The 21,983-nt window shown below is 49.0% G+C and carries 17 protein-coding genes and 2 pseudogenes; 14 read left to right on the top strand and 5 right to left on the bottom strand.

Annotation, left to right across the window (positions count from 1 at the left end; all coding sequences use genetic code 11):
- From ACWA6V_RS02830 to ACWA6V_RS02810, 5 genes are all read left to right on the top strand, one after another.
- The coding region (locus ACWA6V_RS02830) for a helix-turn-helix domain-containing protein (RefSeq protein WP_449521080.1) at positions 1 to 189 on the top strand (189 nt) is incomplete at its 5' end.
- 83 nt (positions 190 to 272) lie between these two features.
- Positions 273 to 1,376 carry a DNA polymerase III subunit beta gene (gene dnaN / locus ACWA6V_RS02825; protein ID WP_449521079.1) on the top strand — a complete coding sequence of 368 codons (1,104 nt, stop codon included), beginning with the start codon at positions 273 to 275 and terminating at the stop codon, positions 1,374 to 1,376.
- 33 nt (positions 1,377 to 1,409) lie between these two features.
- Positions 1,410 to 2,507 carry a DNA replication/repair protein RecF gene (gene recF, locus ACWA6V_RS02820; protein WP_449521078.1) on the top strand — a complete coding sequence of 366 codons (1,098 nt, stop codon included), beginning with the start codon at positions 1,410 to 1,412 and terminating at the stop codon, positions 2,505 to 2,507.
- Between the two features lie 94 nt (positions 2,508 to 2,601).
- Positions 2,602 to 5,022: a DNA topoisomerase (ATP-hydrolyzing) subunit B gene (gyrB, locus tag ACWA6V_RS02815; protein WP_310069134.1), complete on the top strand. Its 2,421-nt coding sequence runs from the start codon at positions 2,602 to 2,604 to the stop codon at positions 5,020 to 5,022.
- Positions 5,023 to 5,210: 188 nt separating this feature from the next.
- Positions 5,211 to 5,384, top strand: coding sequence for a hypothetical protein (locus tag ACWA6V_RS02810; protein ID WP_449521077.1), 174 nt, complete (start codon positions 5,211 to 5,213; stop codon positions 5,382 to 5,384).
- Between the two features lie 74 nt (positions 5,385 to 5,458).
- Here ACWA6V_RS02810 and ACWA6V_RS02805 read toward each other — a convergent pair whose 3' ends face one another.
- Both ACWA6V_RS02805 and ACWA6V_RS02800 read right to left on the bottom strand, forming a co-directional pair.
- Positions 5,459 to 8,011 carry an alpha-amylase family glycosyl hydrolase gene (locus tag ACWA6V_RS02805; protein ID WP_449521076.1) on the bottom strand — a complete coding sequence of 851 codons (2,553 nt, stop codon included), beginning with the start codon at positions 8,009 to 8,011 and terminating at the stop codon, positions 5,459 to 5,461.
- 290 nt (positions 8,012 to 8,301) lie between these two features.
- Complete coding sequence (locus tag ACWA6V_RS02800; RefSeq protein ID WP_449521075.1) at positions 8,302 to 9,837, bottom strand: sigma-54 interaction domain-containing protein; 1,536 nt, start codon at positions 9,835 to 9,837, stop codon at positions 8,302 to 8,304.
- 268 nt (positions 9,838 to 10,105) lie between these two features.
- Between ACWA6V_RS02800 and ACWA6V_RS02795 the strand changes: the two genes are divergently transcribed.
- From ACWA6V_RS02795 to ACWA6V_RS02770, 6 genes and pseudogenes are all read left to right on the top strand, one after another.
- Positions 10,106 to 11,551 (top strand): CmpA/NrtA family ABC transporter substrate-binding protein, encoded by a 1,446-nt coding sequence (locus tag ACWA6V_RS02795; RefSeq protein WP_449521074.1) that lies wholly within the window; start codon positions 10,106 to 10,108, stop codon positions 11,549 to 11,551.
- A gap of 2 nt (positions 11,552 to 11,553) precedes the next feature.
- Positions 11,554 to 12,381: a nitrate ABC transporter permease gene (gene ntrB, locus ACWA6V_RS02790; protein WP_449521073.1), complete on the top strand. Its 828-nt coding sequence runs from the start codon at positions 11,554 to 11,556 to the stop codon at positions 12,379 to 12,381.
- Between the two features lie 4 nt (positions 12,382 to 12,385).
- Positions 12,386 to 13,309: an ABC transporter ATP-binding protein gene (locus ACWA6V_RS02785; RefSeq protein ID WP_449521072.1), complete on the top strand. Its 924-nt coding sequence runs from the start codon at positions 12,386 to 12,388 to the stop codon at positions 13,307 to 13,309.
- Between the two features lie 10 nt (positions 13,310 to 13,319).
- Positions 13,320 to 13,760: a cyanase gene (gene cynS, locus ACWA6V_RS02780; protein ID WP_449521071.1), complete on the top strand. Its 441-nt coding sequence runs from the start codon at positions 13,320 to 13,322 to the stop codon at positions 13,758 to 13,760.
- Positions 13,761 to 13,885: 125 nt separating this feature from the next.
- Positions 13,886 to 14,068: pseudogene (locus ACWA6V_RS02775) on the top strand (DUF1348 family protein); the annotation flags it as partial.
- A gap of 341 nt (positions 14,069 to 14,409) precedes the next feature.
- Positions 14,410 to 17,094, top strand: coding sequence for a PKD domain-containing protein (locus tag ACWA6V_RS02770; RefSeq protein ID WP_449521070.1), 2,685 nt, complete (start codon positions 14,410 to 14,412; stop codon positions 17,092 to 17,094).
- A 62-nt stretch (positions 17,095 to 17,156) separates the two neighbouring features.
- Here ACWA6V_RS02770 and ACWA6V_RS02765 read toward each other — a convergent pair whose 3' ends face one another.
- Positions 17,157 to 17,621, bottom strand: coding sequence for an Lrp/AsnC family transcriptional regulator (locus ACWA6V_RS02765; protein WP_449521081.1), 465 nt, complete (start codon positions 17,619 to 17,621; stop codon positions 17,157 to 17,159).
- Between the two features lie 363 nt (positions 17,622 to 17,984).
- Here ACWA6V_RS02765 and leuA point away from each other — a divergent pair, with 363 nt between their 5' ends.
- Positions 17,985 to 19,652, top strand: coding sequence for a 2-isopropylmalate synthase (gene leuA / locus ACWA6V_RS02760; RefSeq protein ID WP_449521069.1), 1,668 nt, complete (start codon positions 17,985 to 17,987; stop codon positions 19,650 to 19,652).
- Positions 19,653 to 19,823: 171 nt separating this feature from the next.
- The gene (locus ACWA6V_RS02755) at positions 19,824 to 20,375 is read left to right on the top strand and encodes a hypothetical protein (protein ID WP_449521068.1); all 552 of its coding nucleotides are present in this window, start codon (positions 19,824 to 19,826) and stop codon (positions 20,373 to 20,375) included.
- A gap of 198 nt (positions 20,376 to 20,573) precedes the next feature.
- Here the strand turns inward: ACWA6V_RS02755 and ACWA6V_RS02750 are convergent, their stop codons facing one another.
- Positions 20,574 to 21,050 (bottom strand): SRPBCC domain-containing protein, encoded by a 477-nt coding sequence (locus tag ACWA6V_RS02750; protein WP_449521067.1) that lies wholly within the window; start codon positions 21,048 to 21,050, stop codon positions 20,574 to 20,576.
- Between the two features lie 9 nt (positions 21,051 to 21,059).
- Entirely contained in the window at positions 21,060 to 21,368 is a 309-nt protein-coding gene (locus ACWA6V_RS02745; protein ID WP_449521066.1) for an ArsR/SmtB family transcription factor, read from the bottom strand.
- Between the two features lie 277 nt (positions 21,369 to 21,645).
- Here ACWA6V_RS02745 and ACWA6V_RS02740 point away from each other — a divergent pair.
- Positions 21,646 to 21,780, top strand: a pseudogene (locus ACWA6V_RS02740) (ABC transporter permease); the annotation flags it as partial.
- Between the last annotated feature and the right edge of the window lie 203 nt (positions 21,781 to 21,983).

The following is a 21,983-nucleotide window of genomic DNA, read 5'->3' as shown; positions in this document are numbered from 1 at the left end:
CCACGTCAGGTAGCTATGGCACTGGCGAAAGAATTGACTAACCACAGCTTGCCGGAAATTGGTGAAGCTTTTGGCGGCCGCGACCACACCACGGTATTGCACGCCTGCCGCAAGATTAAGGAATTACAGGAAGAGACCGCAGATATCCGCGAAGATATGAAAAACTTGCTGCGTTCGCTGACAACTTGATTTATAAACGCTGTTGTTTTGTGTTTCATCCCGTAGAGATAAAAACGCCATAAGTCCCGGAAGATTACTTAAGAGACCATCACATGAAATTTGCCGTATCCCGCGAAGCCCTGCTCAAACCCTTACAACTGGTAGCTGGTGTGGTGGAGCGTCGTCAAACGCTGCCGGTGTTATCCAACGTGTTGATCCAGCTCAATGGCGATCAACTCTCGCTCACTGGTACTGATCTGGAAGTGGAGATTGTCGGGCGTATTACGCTGGAGCAAGCGGGCGTCTCGGGCGATATCACAGTTCCAGCACGTAAGCTGCTGGATATCTGCAAATCCCTACCTGATGGCAGCAATATTGAGTTTTTTCTGGAAGAAAGCCGGATTATGGTCAAATCTGGCCGCAGCCGCTTTACCCTGTCTACCTTACCGGCAGCTGATTTCCCAAATGTGGAAGACACGCCCGGTAACCTTCGTTTTAGCTGTGCCCAGCAAGAAGTTAAGCGTCTTATTGAACGAACTGCCTTTGCCATGGCTCAGCAGGATGTGCGCTATTACCTGAATGGTATGTTGTGGGAAGTTCGTCAGGATCAATTGCGCGTAGTGGCTACTGATGGCCACCGTATGGCGATGTGTACCCGCGCCGTAGCAGTCAATACCAGCGATGTAATCCAGGCGATCTTGCCGCGCAAAGGTGTGTTGGAATTATCGCGCTTGCTGGATGATTCTACGGCGCAAGTGGAAGTGGTACTTAGCTCTAACCATATCCGCGTCACGTCTATGGATTACACCTTCACCTCGAAATTGGTCGATGGCAAGTTCCCCGAGTACGAGCGGGTGTTACCGCGCGGGGGCAACAAGGTAGTGATAGGCTCACGTCTGGAATTGAAACAAGCATTTGGCCGCACAGCCATTTTGTCTAACGAAAAATATCGCGGTGTGCGCCTGCTATTGTCGGACAGCACCCTGACTATAGTGGCCAACAACCCTGAGCAGGAAGAAGCAGAAGAGCAGGTCACGGTCGATTACACGGGTGAATCGCTTGAAGTAGGTTTTAACGTAAGCTATCTGCAGGATGTTACCAACGTTATCAGCAATGAAAATGTGAAAATTACCCTCTCGGATGCCAACTCGAGCGCCCTGTTGGAAGAACCCGAAAATAGCGATTCCCTCTACGTAGTTATGCCGATGCGCCTGTAATGGCGCATTGGTAGTTCCTGTCTTGCCGGTCGTATGACCTTAAAACGCCTGCTTATCCAAAACCTGCGCAATCTGGAAGGAGTTGATATAACTCCTTCGCAGCAGGTGAATCTTATCTATGGTGAAAACGGCTCAGGTAAAACCAGCATCCTGGAAGCCATCAACCTGCTTGCTTTGGGCCGCTCTTTTCGCAGCCATAAACACAAACCCCTGATCAATCACCAGCAGCAGTCATTTACCGTGTTTGGCCGCGTCCATGCGGACGATGGATCGGAAGTTCCAATTGGAATAAGCCGAAGTCTGGATGGTGATGCCAGTTTTAAGGCCAATGGTGTACTTGTACCATCGGCCGCAGATCTTGCGGCTTACTTACCAGTGCAAGTGATTAACTCAGATACTTTTTTATTATTGGAAGGCAGCCCAAAAGTCAGACGACAATTTATTGATTGGTTAGTGTTTCACGTGGAACCTAATTTCTTCCCTGCGTGGAAAGCCATTCAGCGCTGCCTTAAACACCGCAATAGCCTCTTGCGCCGTGATAGAATAGACCCCTTTGAATTGGCCATCTGGGACAAAGAATTAGTCGGTTTAACCGATATTATCCATGACTTTCGCACCCGGTGTATGGCGCAGTTTCAGGAAACCTTTGCCGAATTGCTAAAGGAATTTATCAATATTGATGGTATTGCTCTGGGCTACTATCGCGGTTGGGATAAAGATAAAACCTATGCTGATGTACTCAGTGCGAGTTTTGAACGGGATAAACGCCAGGGGTTTACCCACTTGGGTAGCCATAGAGCCGATTTAAAAATAATGGTGAATGGCTTGGATGCCGCAGAAGTCCTCTCGCGTGGCCAACAAAAGCTGCTAGTCTGTGCGCTTAAAATTGCCCAAGGCTATGTATTCACGCGGATTACTGGGCGTAAATCGATTTATTTGGTAGATGATTTACCAGCAGAGTTAGATGAAAAACACCGAGCTCTATTGGTTCATTGGTTGGATACCATGGGCACCCAGGTATTTATTACCGGGGTAGAGCCAGAAACCCTGGCATCCAGCTGGCGCGACAAGACGAAAATAACCCCAAAAATGTTCCACGTGGAACAGGGTAGGGTGACCGAGGTGAGTTAATTACCTGGTTATTATCGAAAGAGATATTACCTAAAGAGATTATGCACAGCTTGTTTATCCAAGCTGCTACTGAACAAAAAAGCGGAGAAATGCTATGTCAGAAGAGAATGTTTACGACTCGTCCAGTATTAAAGTCCTCAAGGGCTTGGATGCGGTGCGTAAGCGCCCAGGGATGTACATTGGTGACACAGATGATGGTTCAGGCTTGCATCATATGGTGTTTGAAGTGGTCGATAACTCTATCGATGAAGCGCTCGCCGGTCACTGTGACGAGGTGCGCGTGGTTATCCACCCCGATGAAACCGTCTCTGTCTCTGACAATGGCCGCGGTATTCCTACTGAGATGCACGAAGAGGGTGTATCAGCCGCTGAAGTAATCATGACCGTACTCCATGCGGGCGGTAAGTTTGATGACAATACCTACAAGGTATCCGGTGGCCTGCACGGCGTGGGTGTATCGGTAGTAAATGCCCTGTCTGAGTACCTGAAGCTGACGATCCGTCGCGGTGGCAAGATCCACGAGCAGATCTATCGCCACGGTGTACCCGATGAAGCGCTCAAAGTAGTAGGCGATTCAAGCACCACCGGGACTGAAATCCACTTCAAACCCTCAGCCGCAACCTTTACCAATATTGAATTTCACTTCGAATTACTGGCCAAACGCCTGCGCGAGCTCTCGTTCCTGAACTCGGGTGTGCGCATTGTGTTGAAAGACGAGCGCAGTGGTAAGGAAGAGGTTTACCAATACGAAGGTGGTTTGCGTGCATTCGTAGACCATTTAAACAAGAACAAAACCACCATTAATAAGATGGTGCACTTTGTATCGCTCAAGCGCGATGATGGTATAGGTGTGGAAGTAGCGCTGCAGTGGAATGATTCCTTCCAGGAAAACCTGTTCTGCTACACCAATAACATCCCGCAGCGCGACGGCGGTACCCACTTGGCCGGTTTCCGCGCCGCGCTAACCCGTGGTTTGAACACCTATATCGAGAAAGAAGGTATCGCCAAGAACGCTAAAGTGGCCACTACCGGTGACGATGCCCGTGAAGGACTGACTGCAATTATCTCAGTAAAGGTGCCCGATCCTAAATTCTCCAGCCAAACTAAAGACAAACTCGTTTCCTCCGAGGTGAAAACTGCCGTAGAGCAGGAGATGAATGAGCACTTCGGCGCTTACCTGCTGGAAAATCCCCAAGAAGCTAAAGCTATTGTGGGCAAGATGATTGATGCAGCCCGCGCCCGTGAAGCCGCGCGTAAAGCGCGGGAGATGACCCGCCGCAAGGGGGCATTGGATATCGCTGGTCTGCCCGGCAAGCTGGCCGATTGTCAGGAAAAAGATCCCGCGCTTTCCGAACTCTACCTGGTAGAGGGTGATTCTGCAGGCGGTTCAGCTAAACAAGGCCGCGCGCGTAAGACTCAAGCAATCCTGCCGCTCAAGGGTAAGATCCTCAACGTGGAAAAAGCCCGTTTCGATAAGATGTTATCCAGTGCGGAAGTGGGCACCCTAATTACCGCACTCGGTTGCGGTATCGGTAAAGAGGATTACAACCCGGAAAAACTGCGCTACCACAGCATCATTATCATGACCGACGCCGACGTGGACGGTTCACACATCCGCACCCTGTTGCTGACCTTCTTCTTCCGTCAAATGCGCGAGCTGATCGAGCGCGGCCATATCTATATCGCCCAACCACCACTGTACAAAATTGCCAAAGGCAAGCAAGAACAGTATCTGAAAGATGAAGCAGCGATGACCGAGTTCCTGACTCAGGCAGCGCTTGAAGATGCGAGTCTTTACGTCAATCCAAGCGCGCCACCCATCGCCGGTGAAGCCCTGGAGAAGCTGGTGTATGAATACCGCAAAGTGATGGCCACTATCGATCGACTGTCGCGCCTCTACCCAGCTGATGTATTGGAAAAGATGATCTACTTACCCGCTGTTCGCCCTGAGCATCTTGCTGATCAAGGCCATATGCAGCAGTGGTGTGACCAAATGGCCGCGCACTTCAGTATCGATGCGCGTGCCGGCAGCCAGCGCTACATCATTACTGTGCGTGAGGATACCGAGCGCCACTTGTTTATGCCGCAGGTAGAAATCACTGCCCATGGCATTGCGACTCCTTACCCGTTTAACCATGACTTTTTTGCCTCGGGTGAATACGCGTCCATTGTTTCACTGGGTGAGAAGCTGGAGAGCCTGATCGAAGAGGGCGCCTATATCCAGCGCGGCGAGCGCAAACAACCGCTGTTCAAGTTTGCTGAAGGTCTGGAATGGCTGATGAAAGAGTCGCGCAAAGGCTACAACATCCAGCGCTATAAAGGTCTGGGCGAGATGAACCCGGAGCAATTGTGGGACACCACTATGAACCCGGAAACTCGCCGTATGCTGCGTGTGACTATCCAGGACGCAATTGCCGCCGACCAGATCTTTACCTGCCTGATGGGTGATAACGTGGAACCACGCCGTGAATTTATCGAAACCAACGCACTTGCGGTGGCAAACCTTGATATTTAAAAACTATTAGTTTTTATTAATTAATAGTTAATTAAATATATGAAATAGAAGGTCGAATTCACACGAATTCGACTTTTTATATTCAGAAATGAAATAAAAAATGTCGCATATTTCACTATTTTACGATTTTTGCTGGTCTATACTCAGCCCGTAGTGAGTGGTTTTGATGAGATTAACTGCGTAGCGAGATGACTTTGATGACGACCGATAAAAAAACTCCCAAGGTATTATTAACCCAGATTGAAGATGCACTTGAAGAGCGTCAGCGCCAAGACCGGCGCCAATACCGTGAAGGTATTCCACAGGATGTACCTCACGAGCGTCGTCGGGGCGACCGCCGTGAACGCAAAGCGGCAAAATAATCAACCAACAATAAAGGGGCTAACAAGCCCCTTTATTTTGCCCGCGAGAAATTACTATTTAGGGCAACACGTGTCTATCTCAAGAAAGTCCCGCTGGTACCTATCTTACCGATACCATTCAACACATAAATCCCCGCCGAATAGCTGGCCACACTAAAGCTGATAGTGCCGTTAGTGACGTTGATGCTAGTGCCGGTGACCGCATCGCGATAGGTCCCATTCTTAACACCATTGACAGTGATTGACTGGCTGCTGCTGGAGGCCAAACCCACCACCGCATAACTTCCCTCCGACGATAAATCGCGTACAAAACTCATGCCGGCACCCCATTCACTCACCTGCGTACTCGGCGCTTTTTGTAGCGCGGGAATGGCGCTGCGGATCTGGTTAAGGCGTTTTATGTGCTGATAGAGCGGATGGCTTTGGGTGGTTGCTAGATTTTCCAGATGGGGACCGAAATAAGCGCGGCCCGTCTGGTCGATAGTATCGCTGTTGCCGGCGATATCCTGTGGCAGGCCGCCCTGGAACATAATCTCTTCGCCGTAATAAAGAGTGGGGATGCCGCGGTTGGTCCAAAGCAGGTTGTAGACCATAGCCGCGTTGCCCATCTCGCCGCCGTAGCGATATTTAAAATCGTTGTCCGGGCCGACATCGTGGTTCTGGAAGAAGGTCACTAACTGGGTGGCGTCGCCGTAGACCCAGTCCATCGCCATCACCCCACCAATACCGCCGAAGTGGCCGCGGGTAACGTTATCGCGGAAGGTGGAGAAGACCGAGAAATCCAGTACCGAGAAACCTGAATCGCCGCCGGCGCGCGGGTCGGCCGGGTTACTGGTGGTGCGCGTATACCACCAGGGGCGGATCACTGCGCTGGCGTTATCGTTGGCGATTTCCGAGCCAAAGCCGGTACCTTTCACCAGATTCTCACCGAATACAAACAGACCGGGTTTATGCGCTTTCCAGGTATTGACGTAACTGAGCAACTCATTGCGCTCGATATGTTTCACGGTGTCCAGACGGATAGCATCCACGCCCATATCCAGATACATCTTCATAGCACCGTTGAGATAGTCTTTTACATTCTGGCGGCCAGTGGCCAAGTCGATAGTGTCGCCGGCCATATGTTTGCGCTGCAGCGCGAGTGGGCTCTCCCAATCGCCGCCCGACATAAAGCCATCCAGGTGATACCAGTTGGGGTCGAGGCTAGCGGCATCTATACCGAAGAAGCGATTGGCGTCATAACCCGCTTTAGGCACAGTCACACCGGTTTTGGGGTCAACTAGTGGGGTTATCCCCGCTGAATCGCTAGTGTGGCGCTCCTTGAACCACTGGGGAGCGACCGGATTATCGTTATCGTCGCGGAAAGTGCTTTTATAATCGCCTAAATTGCCGAGATAAGGTCCGTTAACGATGTTCCCTTGCACCCCGCCAGCTGGTACGTAGTATTTGATTGGCAGATGATCGATCCAGACCGCATTGCGCAAACCATATTGGCTCGAGTGGTTGATCACCACATCCTGGATCACTTTCAAACCTTTGGAATGGGCTGCATCGATAAAATTCTTGTAGCTGGCATCGGGAGATTCCAAACGCGGGTCAACTTTGTAAAAGTCGTAGGCGTGATAGCCGTGATAATCCAGGCCAGAGCGGTTCTCTACCGGCGGCGTAACCCAGATGGCGGTAAAGCCTAGATCCTTGATGTAATCCAACTTTTGAATCAGGCCTTTAAAGTCGCCGCGCCAATGTGGATCGCCCGCTTTGTAGCGGTCGCGGTTGTAATAATTGTTGCTCGCATCGCCATCGTAAAAACGCGCGGTAAGCAAAAAGTAAATCGTCTCTTTGCGGAAATCGCCATTCACAATACTGGTGATAGAGCTGGTTGCGCTGCTACTTACACGGCTGGAATTTATCGACGAAAGCGAAGCTGAAGTCGTCGATAAAACTGAAGATGAATTTACAGAAGATTTTATGCTGCTTGCACTGTTGGAAACACTACTGGAAGAGAGCGAGGTAGTGACGGGTGTTAGCGTGTACGCAAGCGTTACGTCATTCACCTGTACGCGATAAGTACCCACCAAATTAGTGAAAATATCGCTGCCGTTTTGATTCAGAATTCCATCGTTATTGCTATCGCCGTAATTCACTGACCAGTTAGTGGTGGTATCAAATTTAAAGCGCTGGTTAGTTTGTCCATCCAATACAATTTGTGTTGACCAGATATTATTGGCTACCAAATTCATGGGCGTTGTTGACCATCCATTCGCCGTCCCGCGAAAATTCAGTGCAGAAAAATTCTTGGTAAACCCAACTGAATCGCAACTGCTAACGGATTGGAGTGCGATATTTTTGTTGCTCGAATTAAACGTAATCTTGTAAGACTGATTAGCAGCAACTGTGTAATCGTTAGCGGGATAACTTTCACTCCAGTTGCCGGTGCGATCAATTTTAAAACGCGGATTGGTACTGGCCGCACCAAAGGTTTGGCAGGTGGAAAATTCCGTAGTGTTGACGGAGGTCAGCGCAGTCGTAGACCAGTTGTTAGGCGTGCCGCGAAAATACCAATCGGCATAGCAAAGATTGCCGAACAGCAGCGAGCCAGCCGCTATCAGCTTGATAGATAGGTTCATAATGTCCTCATGTCAGGGTTGTTAGTTATTGTGTGACGTTATTTTTGAGATACAGGCTTACACTGCGACGACAAAATCGCGCAGGGAGTTAAAGGTCGCAAATACGACTAAGAGGAAAGGCTTAAACAGCAAGCAGATACATCAATATTATTGTTGTTATTGATAAGGACAGGGCATGTCCGATAAATCTGTTTAAGCCTATGTGTTGACGCTAGGACAAAACAACAAACTGCATACGTATGCAGCGAATGAATACGTATGTAAAAAGACAATATCGATAAAAATGCGGATTAAAACGATAGCGGTTTTTTATCCAGCCCCCATTTTTTTATGCGCGAGGCGAGAGTGGTAGGTTTAATGCCCAGAATATTTGCAGCACCTCCAGCACCGTAAATTTTCCCATCGGCTTTTCGCAGTGCATCCAGAGTCGCTTGATACTGCAAATTTTTAACACTTTCTTCTGTTAGACATTCTGCTCCTTGTGGTAACTGTTTTACTGCTGGTGTAGACGTTAGTGGAAAATCATCCAGTACCAATTTATCACCCAAACTTAAAATGACTTGCCGCTCGATACGATTTTCCAGCTCGCGAATATTGCCCGGCCAAGGGTATTCCTGCAGACGCTGAATTTGGCCGAGCGATACTTTTAACGTCGGTTTATGGAAGCGTTGGCAAGTCGCTTTTAAAAAATGCGCAACCAGCAGAGGGATATCCTCCAATCGCTCACGTAAGGGTGCGGAGCGAATCGGAAATACATTCAAGCGAAAATACAAATCCTCGCGGAAGAGGCCTTGATCAACCAAATGCTTTAAATTGCGATTGGTAGCTGCAATAACCCTTACGTCTACTTTCCGGGTGATAGATTCACCGACCCGTTCAAATTCCCCATCCTGTAATACGCGCAATAATTTTCCCTGTAGTGCTATAGGTAATTCACCTATTTCATCCAAAAATAAAGTGCCACCATCAGCCACTTCAAAACGCCCAAGGCGGGCATTGACGGCGCCGGAGAATGCACCGCGTACATGGCCAAAAAATTCGCTTTCAAATAATTCCGGTGGAATGGCCGCGCAGTTAACCCGAATTAATGGGCGTTGATTACGCTCACTCGCGCGATGAATAGCACGCGCAATTAATTCTTTCCCTGTGCCGGATTCGCCGGTAATCAATACGGTTGCGATTGTTGGGGCAACCAGCTTGATCTGGTAATCAATCTGCTGCACAACTGCGCTATTACCCACAATATGATGGGAGTTAAAACCTTCGCTGATTTCCTGTTGTAAATAGGCATTTTCCAATTCCAGTTTGTGGGTCAATTGTTTAACTTGCTCCAAGGCCTCGCGCAGTTCTTCCATCGTGGAATGCAATTTTGCTTCAGCGCTTTTTCGCTCTGAAACATCTCGAAAAATCACCACGGCTCCCATGAGTTTTTCCTGGTCATAAACCGGTGTGCTGGTGTATTCCACTGGTACGGCGTGACCATCGCAACACCAGAAGACTTCATCGTCTACGCGTCGCACTGTACCGTCGCGAAACGCGGCAAAAATCGGACAGTCCTGCACACAATAATCCGAACCATCGGTATGGCTGTGGTGAATCGCCAAATGAATATTTTTGCCGAGCAACTCATCAGCCTTCCAACCCAAAATCCGTTCAGCAGCCGGGTTGACGAAAGTTGCACGTCCTTCCGCATCCACACCATAAATACCTTCACCGGCCGCATTTAATAAAAGTTGGTTTTGTTGCGCGAACTCCTGAAATACCTGGCTGATAGCGGGAATAACAGTGTGTTGATGGTGGCACGGCGATGTAATTATTTGGTTCACGCGAGTCTCCTCTATGAATTACTCATACCAGTTACAACGAAAAATCGTGCCAAGCTCAACGAAGTTTCGTTGATCACGAAATTTCGTGTTGGCATATGACGATGAAGAAAATAAAAAATTGAATGAAATCAGCGGATTGTGATTTTTTGCATTATTGGCACAAGGATCGCAATCACTGATCTTGTACAACAAAATTCAACAACTCATTTTTCAGACCATTACACAGATGCGCCACTTACTGGTGCCCTGTGCCTAAAAAGGGGGCGTTATGCGCAACAAAAGTTTGAGTGATGCCTACGATAGTGAAGTGTCTTTAACCCACACCAAAGGTTGCTCGTGCGAATCCTGCCAATTGGCGATGAATCCGCAAGCCTATGCCCAAGCGTTGGAAAATCAGGCGGAAAAAAATTCGGGCTTATCTGTTGGGCAGGATACAAAAACCCCACGCTTCGCTTCTGCCGATGAGCTGATGGATCGCGCGATTGAAAATACCATTGTGCGCGCACTCTTCAATCAGGATGACAACAGTCGCCGTCGTTTTATTCGTGCGATAGGCGGGGGAACCCTTGCTGCCGCTTTGTCATCCGTATTGCCTCTGGGTGCAATTAAGGCCGCAGCCAAAGAACAGGGCGGCCCGTTAGAGAAGAAAAAACTCAGTGTGGGCTTTGTGCCTATCACCTGTGCTACGCCGATTATCATGGCGCATCCCATGGGTTTTTACGCAAAACACGGGCTTGAAGTGGAAGTCATTAAAACCGCTGGCTGGGCAGTTGCGCGCGATAAATCCCTCGCGGGTGAATACGATGCTTCGCATATGCTCACACCCATGCCACTGGCGATGAGCCTGGGTGTAGGCTCAACCGCTAAACCTTTCATCATGCCGGCGGTGGAAAATATTAATGGCCAGGCAATTGTGTTGCATGTGGATCACAAAGATAAACGCGACCCCAAGCAGTGGAAGGGATTTAAATTTGGCGTGCCCTTTGAATTTTCCATGCACAATTTTTTATTGCGTTATTACCTCGCTGAACACGGTATTGATCCCGATAAAGATGTGCAGATTCGTGTGGTGCCGCCGCCGGAAATGGTTGCCAATTTGCGCGCGGGCAATCTCGATGGGTACCTTTCGCCAGATCCGTTTAATCAACGCGCAGTTTGGGAAAAAGTCGGCTTTATCCACACGCTCACCAAAGACATCTGGGATGGTCACCCTTGTTGCGCCTTTGCTTGCAGCAAAGAATTCGCGCTGACTAATCCCAATACCTATGGCGCATTGCTGAAATCGATTGTTGAAGCAACGCACTTTTCATCAGCTGCAGAAAATCGCAAAGATATTGCAGCGGCAATTGCTCCCGCCAATTATCTCAACCAGCCGGTGCAAGTGATTGAACAAGTATTGCTTGGTCGTTATGCCGATGGTTTGGGCGCCGTCAAGAATGATCCCGCGCGAATTGATTTTGATCCTTTCCCCTGGCATTCCATGGCGGTTTGGATTCTCACGCAAATGAAACGCTGGGGTTACATCAAAGGGGATATGGATTATCAAGGCATTGCACGCGAAGTGTATCTCGCTGCCGATTGCGAAAAAGTGATGAAAGAGTTGGGCTATGCGGTGCCGACTAGCACCAACAAAAACTATTTCATTATGGGTAAAGAGTTTGATGTAACCAAACCGGAAGAATACATCAACAGCTTTGCGATTCGGAGAAGTTAACCATGCGTTCGCTGGATATTCGCGCGTGGGTTTTATCACTAACATTTTTAGTGATTGTTTTGGGTACCTGGGAATTTGCAGTACAGGTACCTGAAACAACTGAAGCGCAATCTGAATATGAATTGCTAATGGGCGGTGCGGAACAGGAAGCGCGAATTCCACCGCCATCGGCAATTGCTGTGCGTGCATGGGAAGAGTTGAGCAATCCATTTTATGATGCAGGCCCCAACGATAAGGGCATAGGTATTCAATTAGGTTATTCGATTTACCGTGTCCTGAGTGGATTCTTTCTTGCAGTAATTATCGCACTGCCGGTGGGGTTTTTAATCGGTATGTCGCCGCTCATGTATCGCGCTTTAAATCCCTACATTCAATTGTTGCGCCCTATATCGCCGCTGGCCTGGATGCCGCTCGCACTATTTGTAATTAAAGATTCTGAAACCTCTGCGATATTTGTCATTTTTATTTGTTCGATTTGGCCGATGCTATTGAATACTGCATTTGGTGTGGCCAACGTGCGCGAAGATTGGATTAATGTCGCCCGCACCCATGAACTCTCACCTTTACGCACTGCGTTCACCGTTATTTTACCTGCGGCAGCGCCGACTATTTTAACCGGCATGCGCATTTCTATCGGCATCGCCTGGTTAGTCATAGTCGCTGCAGAAATGTTGGTAGGAGGAACCGGGATTGGCTACTACGTGTGGAATGAGTGGAACAATCTGGATTTAACCAGCGTGATTTTTTCGATTTTAATGATTGGTGTGGTGGGCATGTTGTTAGATTTGATGCTCACTGCCGCTACTAAATTAGTGCAGTACGAGGAGTAGTGGAATGAGCCAATCGTTTTTACAAGTTCAACAACTGGCAAAACGCTTTGCATCAAAGCAAGAAACGCTCACCGTATTTGAGCAGGCCAATTTCACCATAGAGAAAGGCGAGTTTGTTTGCATTATTGGTCACTCCGGTTGTGGCAAATCGACCATCATGAACACGCTTGCCGGTTTGGATGTGCCCAGCGAAGGTGTGGTGATTATGGATGGCCGCGAAGTGAGCGGCCCGAGTTTGGAGCGCGGAGTCGTATTTCAAAATTATTCGCTATTACCCTGGTTAAGTGCACTCGACAATGTGATTTTTGGAGTGCGCGCCCGCTGGCCACAGTGGAGTAAAGAAGAAGTTCGCACGCATAGTTTGCGCTATCTAACCATGGTGGGTTTACAAGGTGTTGAGCAGCGCAAACCCGCACAATTATCTGGCGGAATGCGCCAGCGAGTTTCCATCGCCCGCGCTTTTGCCACCCAACCAAAACTATTATTGCTCGACGAACCTTTCGGCGCATTGGATGCTTTAACACGGGGCGTTATTCAAGATGAGCTGGTCAACATCTGCGCCGAAACCCGCCAAACCGTTTTTATGATTACCCATGATATCGATGAAGCAATTCTATTATCGGATCGTATTTTATTGATGAGCAATGGACCGCGCGCCGTGATTGCGGAATCTGTGATTGTGGATTTGCCCAAACCACGCAAACGTGCAGAGATAATTCATCATCCCGGTTATTACACTATTCGCAATCATCTGGTGGAGTTTTTAGTGAAGCGTTCAAAAACCTTTACTAAACATTCTGCGAGCGATGAATTTCCTATCACTGTTAATCCTCTCTTTATGAGTGGATTAGCTGTTACAAAATCATCACCACTGGATCAAACACCTGTCGAGCAATCGATAACTATTAATCACCTTGTTAATGCCTGAGGAAATCACTATGAAAAAGCACGACGTTGTGGAGGCAATTGTGATTGCCAAACAAAAAATGAATCTGACCTGGGAAGGGGTAGCGGCCAGCATTGGTATGTCGCCGGTGTGGACTACCTCGGTCTGCTTGGGGATGAACAGCGCACCCGCTGACAAAGCCGAAGCGCTGTGTAAGGTATTTGATTTGCCGGAATCCGCAAAATTAGCACTGATGGAATGCCCGAGCAAAAGTTGGGAGCACAGCATTCCACAAGATCCATTGATTTATCGCCTCTATGAAATGATTGGCGTCTATGGCCCAACGATTAAAGAAATAATTCATGAAAAATTTGGCGATGGAATTATGAGTGCGATTGATTTCTCTATGGAGATTGGCAAAGAAGAAAATCCCAAAGGCGATCGTGTGATCATCAACCTCAACGGCAAATTCTTGCCCTATAAAGCCTGGTAACTATCGTCATGAATTTATACACAGCAACTGATTTAACGGCTGTGTTTCCCAAACCGCCACTGCCACCCTTTAACCAGGCGTCAGCACTGAAAAAAGTGCAAGCAGCGGAATAAGCCTGGAATAGTCGCGACCCTGAGCGGGTCGCCATGGCTTATACACCGGACAGTGCCTGGCACGATGCAGAAGAACAGTGGTTTCGCTCTTATGGCAATGAAAATTGGGAGTTTGCCGAAAACGGTTTAATGCAGCGACGCTTTGCAAGTACCAATGATGTGATGATCACACGTGGCGAGCGGCGAGTGTTGTAGCTAATGGTGTTATGCCCCAGAGCGCTCTGGATTCACACCAGCGATTTGCTGCGGTGAAAAATAGTGGCGCTTCAATTTATAAAACGAAACGCCACTTTGTTGCCCTCATTTTTTTTGCTCTCTAAACTCAATTCGCTTTTTACAATAATAATCCACCATCAACCAAATCTGGGTGTTAAACCCTGAATGTGATCGCCCGGTTAGTCCCTCTCGCGGGAAGAACGGATGATTCGTATTGGCTATCCCGGTTATTCCACAGCCTGTTGTTCGGATTCAGCTGACTTGCGCGGGAGTTAAGGAAAACCCCATTCGTCAAACAATAATCTTGGTAAGGAGAACGTATGCGTATATCCCGGTTGTACCAAACCTCCCTTTGTCTGCTAACTCTGGCGCTCGCCGCGCCCGGTTTTAGCCAGACAGTTTCCAGCAGTGCATCAAGCCGTGCGTGCGCTGGTGTAAGTAGCAGCAGCAGTTCAGCACCTGTGATTTCATCCCTGACCTGTGCCGTGCGCGCCACCAGTACTTGGGATACTGGCCACCAGGCCGAGATCAAAGTTACCAATAGCGGTATGACCCGTGTCGATAATTGGCGCGTGGAACTGACATTTCCGGGCATGCCCGTCAGCCCCTCCGTCTGGGGCGCGGAAATACTGGCGCGGGGGCCAAACACCCTTACCTACGGCAACCTGAATTGGAACAATGTCATTGCGCCCGGTCAGTCGATCAGTTTTGGCGCGGTGTTTAATTATCCCGCCAGTACCCCTGCGACTTTGCCGACCTGCAGGGTGGTGGTTGATAAGGTCAATACCGCACCGACAGGCGATTTCACCCTGCAGCTGAGCAATGACACTGTGCATGTGCAAACCACGAGTGCAACCGACGCGGAAGGTGACAAACTGCAAACGACCTTCGACTTTGGCGATGGCACCACACTGATCGGCAATGATGTGTGGCATAGCTACAAAACGCCGGGCACCTACACCATCACCCAAACCATTAGCGACGGTAAGCTCACTAAAGTGATCAGGCGTGAGCTGACTGCTAGCGCCCCCGGCGCCAACCGCGCGCCCGTGGCTATATTTTCCTATAACAGCAGTGGCTTGTCGGCGACACTTGAAGCACGTGGTTCGGCTGACCAGGATGGCGACAGCCTGACTTATGCCTGGGATAAAGGCCAGGGTATGGGTGCAGCCTCCAGCCTGAGTTACACCTCAGTCAGCTTGCCGCAAGGTGGGGGTTATATCAGTCTGACCGTATTTGATGGTGAGCTGGGCAACACAGTGCAATATCCGGTCAACGTTAGCAGCTGTCTGGCAACAGACCCGGCGCCACAGCTGGTAATTAATACCTCGGTGGACGGTTTAACACTGAGCGTGGATGCGCGCGGCTCCAAAATCGCCGATAGTTTTAACTGGGATTTTGGTGACGGATCCAACGGTACTGGCATGTTTGCCAGCCATCGCTATGCCGCGCCGGGAACTTATACGGTGACGCTGCGGGCAACAGCAAAAATGGTGTCTGGCAGTAAAACGGCAGTGGTTCGGGTGGGCGATGCGGTAAACCTGCCGCCAGTTGCGCAATTATCCTGCAATGGCGCTACCCGTTACGTGGATGATTTCGTCAATTACGTTTCCACGATCAGCTTTGATGCCTGGTGTAAGGCTGATGGCAGCTATGATCCGGAAGGTGAAAGCCTGAGTTACAACTTGAATTGGGGCGACAGCAGCCCAAGTGAAGCTTCCACTACCGGCAACTTCTATCACAACTACAAATATGTGGGCATGACTTATCCGGTCACCTTGAGCGTCAGCGATGGAGTCCACACCACGGTAAAAACCATCGACTTCAGAACCGTTGAACAACGGGTGCCACCTGTGGCTGTGCTCAATTGCGTTGAACGCCATTTGATCATTGATGATTTCGCCAACAACCGTGCCTATAACAACTACACCACCGAGTGTTCTGTAGAGGGCAGTTCAAGTTACGACACTGTGACTTACACAATTGATTGGGGTGATGGCGGCCGCTCGCTATACAACGGCGGCAAGACTTACGTGCACAACTATGCCAAGGGCGGTACTTACACCATCACCCTGACGGTGCGCGACTTTTATAGTGCAGTCACCAAGGCGATCGAGTGGCGCGCGAGGGATTCCGAGTACAACCGCGCGCCCATCGCCGAGTTCAGCTGCACGGAAACCGACTTTATCACCAACAATCCCGACGGCAGCCCACGCACTATGTATGTCACCACCTGCGATCACAGCGCCAGCAGTGATCCGGATGGACATCCGCTGGTGGTCAATATCGATTGGGATGACGGTGAGACTAGTATCGGCGATGTCTCGCAACAGCTCGCCCATATTTACAATGGGGCAGGGAGTTACCAGATCCGCCTGAGTGTGAGCGACGGTGTGGCCAGCAGCGAAAAAACCCTGCAGTGGCAAGCCAGTTCAGAGAGTCCGCCCAACAATCCACCCAGCGCCTGTTTTGAACTGAGTGGCAGCGATAGCAGCGTCCAGGTCAATGCCGTCTGCACTCAGGATATTGATGGCGACAGCCTCGCCTACAGCTGGCATTTTGGTGATGGCACCTTGGCGACCGGTGTTAACGCGAGCCATGAATATGCGGCTTCCGGCAGTTATGAGATCACCCTGACAGTGGCCGATGGCAGGACCAGCGTGACTACCAGCAAAACCTTTGTTTACACCAAAGCGGAAAAAGCCACGCGCTGCGAGTTTAAAATCACCAATGCCTGGAATAGCGGTTACACCGGCTGGTTGCGAGTGCACAACCAAAGCACCAGCACGGTCAGCAACTGGGGCGCGCAGCTCACTTTTGCTGGCAATGCCAGGGTCAGCAATTTTTGGAACGGCACAGTAATCGGTAGCAACCCATATCAGGTGACATCGGCGGGCTGGAACAACAGCATTACTCCGGGTGGATTTGCCGAAGTCGGCTTCCAGGTATGGGGTACGAATGTGCCTCATGCGCTGCCCCAGCTTTCCGGAATTTCGTGCGAGTAATGGTTGAGGAAAACCAGCGCGCTTCGGTGTGCTGGTTTTTTTACTGCGGTTTGAATCCGCGTTTATCCCACCGGTAACGCCGTCTTATCAATCGGCGATTTCAACACGAACGACGAATGCACCCCGCTCACGCCCTCAATCCGCGTGAGTTTCTGCAGCAAAAATTGCTGGTAGGCATCCATATCTTTGACGATCACCTTCAATAAGTAATCGGCCGACTGCCCGGTAATCAAATGGCACTCCAATACTTCGGGATAAGCACCCACCGTTTTTTCAAACAAATCAAACCGGTCGGGGGTGTGTTTATCCATGCTGATCTGGATAAACGACACCAGCGTCAGCCCCAATTTGCGCGCGTTAAGCAGGGCGACATAACCGTCGATTAACCCGGATTCCTCCAGCGCGCGCACCCGGCGCAAACAAGGTGAGGGAGAGAGGCTGATACTGTCAGCCAATTCCTGATTGGAGATGCGGCCATTCTGTTGCAGCGCCTCCAGTATCAAACGGTCATAGCGGTCGAGTTCCATAGCGGTAAATCTCAATTGATCGATATTTAATTTCAAAAAAATTACTTCTAAAGCAATAATATTGTTCAGTTGACGATATTAACACAAGCTTCGCAATCATCTGCCAATCTCTTCTGCCTATACTGAGCACATGTTGATAAAAGCCGTGCGCTATCCGCGCCGGTCTGGGGTTCCTACCCGTGCGATCGCACTACAGGGAACCGGGCAGCCGATACCCTTGGCTGTCTTACCAAACCGTGCTTTGAATCAGCCATAACCACAAGAACTACTACAGCTCATGGGAACCTCTGGGTAATTGCTTACCCGGTGGATTATTCAGAGGTTCTCCATACATACCCCAGGCACAAAATTTCGGAGTCGATCATGCTTGTCAATCCTTCCAGTAAATACCAGCGTTTTGTCGGCGTGTCCTTGCCCGACCGCCAGTGGCCGAATAAGCACATTGAAAAGCCGCCCATCTGGATGAGCACTGACCTGCGCGATGGCAACCAGGCGCTGATCGACCCTATGTCCGTTTCCACCAAATTGCGCATGTTCAAAGAATTGGTGGCGATTGGCTTTAAGGAAATCGAAATCGGGTTTCCTTCCGCCAGTGAAATTGATTACAACTTCACTCGCCAATTGATCGAAGAAAATTTAATTCCCGACGATGTCACCATCGAAGTATTGGTACAGGCTCGTTACGACTTGATCGAGAAAACCGTCGAAAGTTTGCGCGGCGCCAAGAAAGCAATTTTGCATATGTACAATCCGCTCGCACCGGCATTCCGCAAAATTGTGTACAACACCGATGAAGCAGGCGTAAAAAATATCGCGATACAAGGCACCAAGTGGTGCAAAGAATTAACCGCGAAAGCACCGGAAGTGGATTGGACTTTCCAATATTCACCGGAAGTGTTTTCATCGACTGAAATTGAATTGGTAAAAGACGTGTGCGATGCGGTGGTGGAGATTTGGAATCCATCGCCGCAAAAGAAATTGATTTTGAATTTGCCCGCAACGGTGGAGATGAATACGCCGAACACCTACGCAGATCAAATCGAATGGATTCACCGCAATATTAACCGCCGCGATTCCATCATCATCAGCGTGCATCCACACAATGATCGTGGCACTGCAGTGGCGGCCGCAGAATTAGCGGTGATGGCGGGCGCCGATCGTATTGAAGGTTGCTTGTTCGGCAATGGCGAGCGCACTGGTAATGTGTGTTTGGTAACCTTGGCGATGAATTTGTACTCACAAGGTGTTAACCCCGGTTTGGATTTTTCTGATATCGACCGCATTCGTAAATTGCATGAAGAGTGCACGCAATTGCCCGTACACCCGCGTCATCCTTATGCGGGCGAATTGGTATTTACCGCTTTCTCCGGTTCGCATCAGGATGCAATCAAAAAAGGTTTTGCAGTCCAGAAGAAAGACACTTTGTGGGAAGTACCTTATTTACCAATCGACCCTGCAGATTTAAATCGCAGTTACGATGCGGTTGTGCGTGTAAATGCACAATCGGGCAAAGGTGGTGTGAGTTTCTTGTTGCAACAAGAAGCCGGGTTGCAATTGCCACGTCGCTTGCAAATTGAATTCAGCGGCGCCGTGCAAAAGGTGAGTGATAGCACTGGCAAAGAAGTGAAAGCTTCAGACATTGTGAAAATTTTTAACGATGAATATTTATCCGTAACTACACCCATAACTTATCAATCGAGCAAATTCAGCGAGCAGGACGATACGCATCAGGTTGATATTGTTATTCACGCGCAACACCAGGATAAAACCGTGCAAATCAGCGGCAGCGGCAACGGCCCCATCGATGCAGCAGCCCATGCGATCAGCCAGTTTATCGACGGTGAAGTGAGTGTGATTGACTACCATGAACACTCAGTGGGCGAAGGCTCAGATGTTGCTGCGGTCACTTATGTAGAAATCAAAGTGAAAAACGGCAAACCCGTTTATGGTGTTGGTCAGGATCGCAACATTATTACTTCAGCGGTTAAGGCGTTGATTAATGGTGTGAACAGGAGTGGGGCGGTAAGCTAACCAAACCCTATTGTGAAATTCGAAAAGCGCAGTTGGTGAAAATTGACTGCGTTTTTTTATAAACAGCACAGGCAGATTAACGCGGCCAAATCTTCAATGTATTCGTACACGTGCAGTTTTTTCAATGCTCGTTGAATGTCCACTCATACACAAATCTCGAAAGGAATTTTGATGAAAGCAACAACTCTGGTTATTTTTTCATTGCTCTTTAGTTTCCCTGTTTACGCACAAGAAGACCAACAAAATCAGTATCGTGGATCTGTCGGCATTGGTGGTGGCATGCTTTATGGTTTTGATTCGGGGTTGCGGGCGGATTACCGGATAGCAGAGCAGGTTACTGCGAACATCGGTATTGGGTTCAACAATTCAACGCCGACTCTGGGTATGCAATTTCACCTGCGCCCACAGCACAAGCTGTGGCAACCACGCGTAGGGCTTCATTATGGAGTTGTTGATTCTTTGGACGCGTCCTTGCCGGTAAGTGGATCGAGCAATACTTACTATCAAAAAACCTATCTCTTTAAAGGTTTTATGTTTGAGGCGGGGCAAAGTTTTAACTTCGGTGCATCACGTCGTCACGGATTGGATTTAACGTTTACCCTGCGTTTGGGAAGTGATCAAAAAAAGGAAAAACGTGAAGAGTTGGGCTTGAGTGAAGGTTGGTTCGACAATCTCGATCAGACGTTTGATTCATTTAATCTTGGGTACAGATACAATTATTAATTCTGATTTTATTATCATCCATTGAATCCAATTCGGATTCATGTGCGTCTTATGATTTGAGATTGCTAAATTTCCATACCCCCCAACCTGGGAATTTGGCTTTCTCTCTGCATGATTTATCTATCAGTGGCAGCACCCAGGGCTGATAGATAATTTTCTCCGGCAGGTGCTGCTGCCGGAGATTTTCTGTTGCAATCATTATTGCGCTAGCAGCAGATCCAATTGTTGATGGGTGATATCGAGTGTCGGTTTCATTCCGGCGTTAACCATTGCGTCGCGCTGGGTGATGGAAGGGCAGACAACTTCAATAATCACACGGGTTTTTTGTGCGGAAATGCTATCGAACTGAAGCAGCTCCATTACCGGTTGAACCTTGAAAGGCAAGCCAATAAATTCCGAGGTTTTGATTATCAATTCCGGTGCAATTACCTCGTGAAAAACACCGTAAAAAGAAAAAGGAGTATCGCCTTGGTAATGCGTGTGTTTGTAAGTTCCACCGCTGACTGCATTCATGGTTTCAATCTTCAGTTTGGATTCCGCAGGCATAAACCAGCGCGCATATAATTCCGCGCGGGTAAAGGCTAAAAATACCTTGTCACGCGCGGCATCAAATTCGCGGATGATGGTGTAATTTTGTTGTTCGGGTTTATAAATCAGTTGTGTTTCGTAAGCCATCACAAACTCCTATTTCAGTTCATCAAGTAATTTATCAAGACGACTAAAACGCTCGTCCCACAATCGTTTGAAATCTGTAAGCCAATCGGCAATATCATCCAACCCTTGCGCGTGAACTTCACAGAGTCGCTCGCGCCCTTGTTGCTGGATGGTGATCAACCCGCATTCAGACAAAATTTTAATGTGTTTGGAAATCGCCTGACGCGTTACCGGAAACCGTTCCGCCACCTGATTCAGGCTGAGGGGCTGGTGGATAATCGCCATTAAAATATCCCGGCGGATAGGATCGGCGACGCCTTGAAATGCATCTCTGCGCATAGTGAGCCTTTTTGTGCAACCATTTGGTTTCCAATATATATGCAATCAAATGGTTGCGCAATAAATTATTGCTTGTTTTTTGCCGCTCCTAACTGCCAAGCGCCGCTGGTAGTCAAAATTACCCAGATGCTGAACTCTGTGTTAATTTGCCGTTCTTACTCGCGGCGGCATATAAGTCTGCAGCAAATAATATTTGGGAAGTGAATCCAACAGGATGAAGGGCGCGTCAAACCTGACAAGCTCCTGCGCACTCACAGCCACTCGATTGGGAAATCATATGGATAGCCTGCAAGAAATCCTCTACACCCTGCGCCAGAACAAACTACGCACCGGGCTTACTGCCTTTGGTGTCTTCTGGGGCATTCTTATGTTGATCCTGTTGCTCGGTGCCGGGCGCGGCATGGAAAAAGCTTTTCTAGAGGGTAATTTCAACGATACCGCCGACAGCAACCGCCACAGCAGACATGATGAACATCAGGATGGTGCTGCGTTCCAGCTTGTCCTGAAACTTGGTTGAATAAATTTTATCACCCATGATTATTTCGCTCCTTATGCGTTAGGTGCAGCAGTGTTAACGCCACGCGCAGCAGTAGCCTGACGCACAGTCATCACCAC

This window comes from Cellvibrio sp. (assembly GCF_053579595.1).
This window is presented reverse-complemented; position numbering and strand designations above follow the sequence as displayed.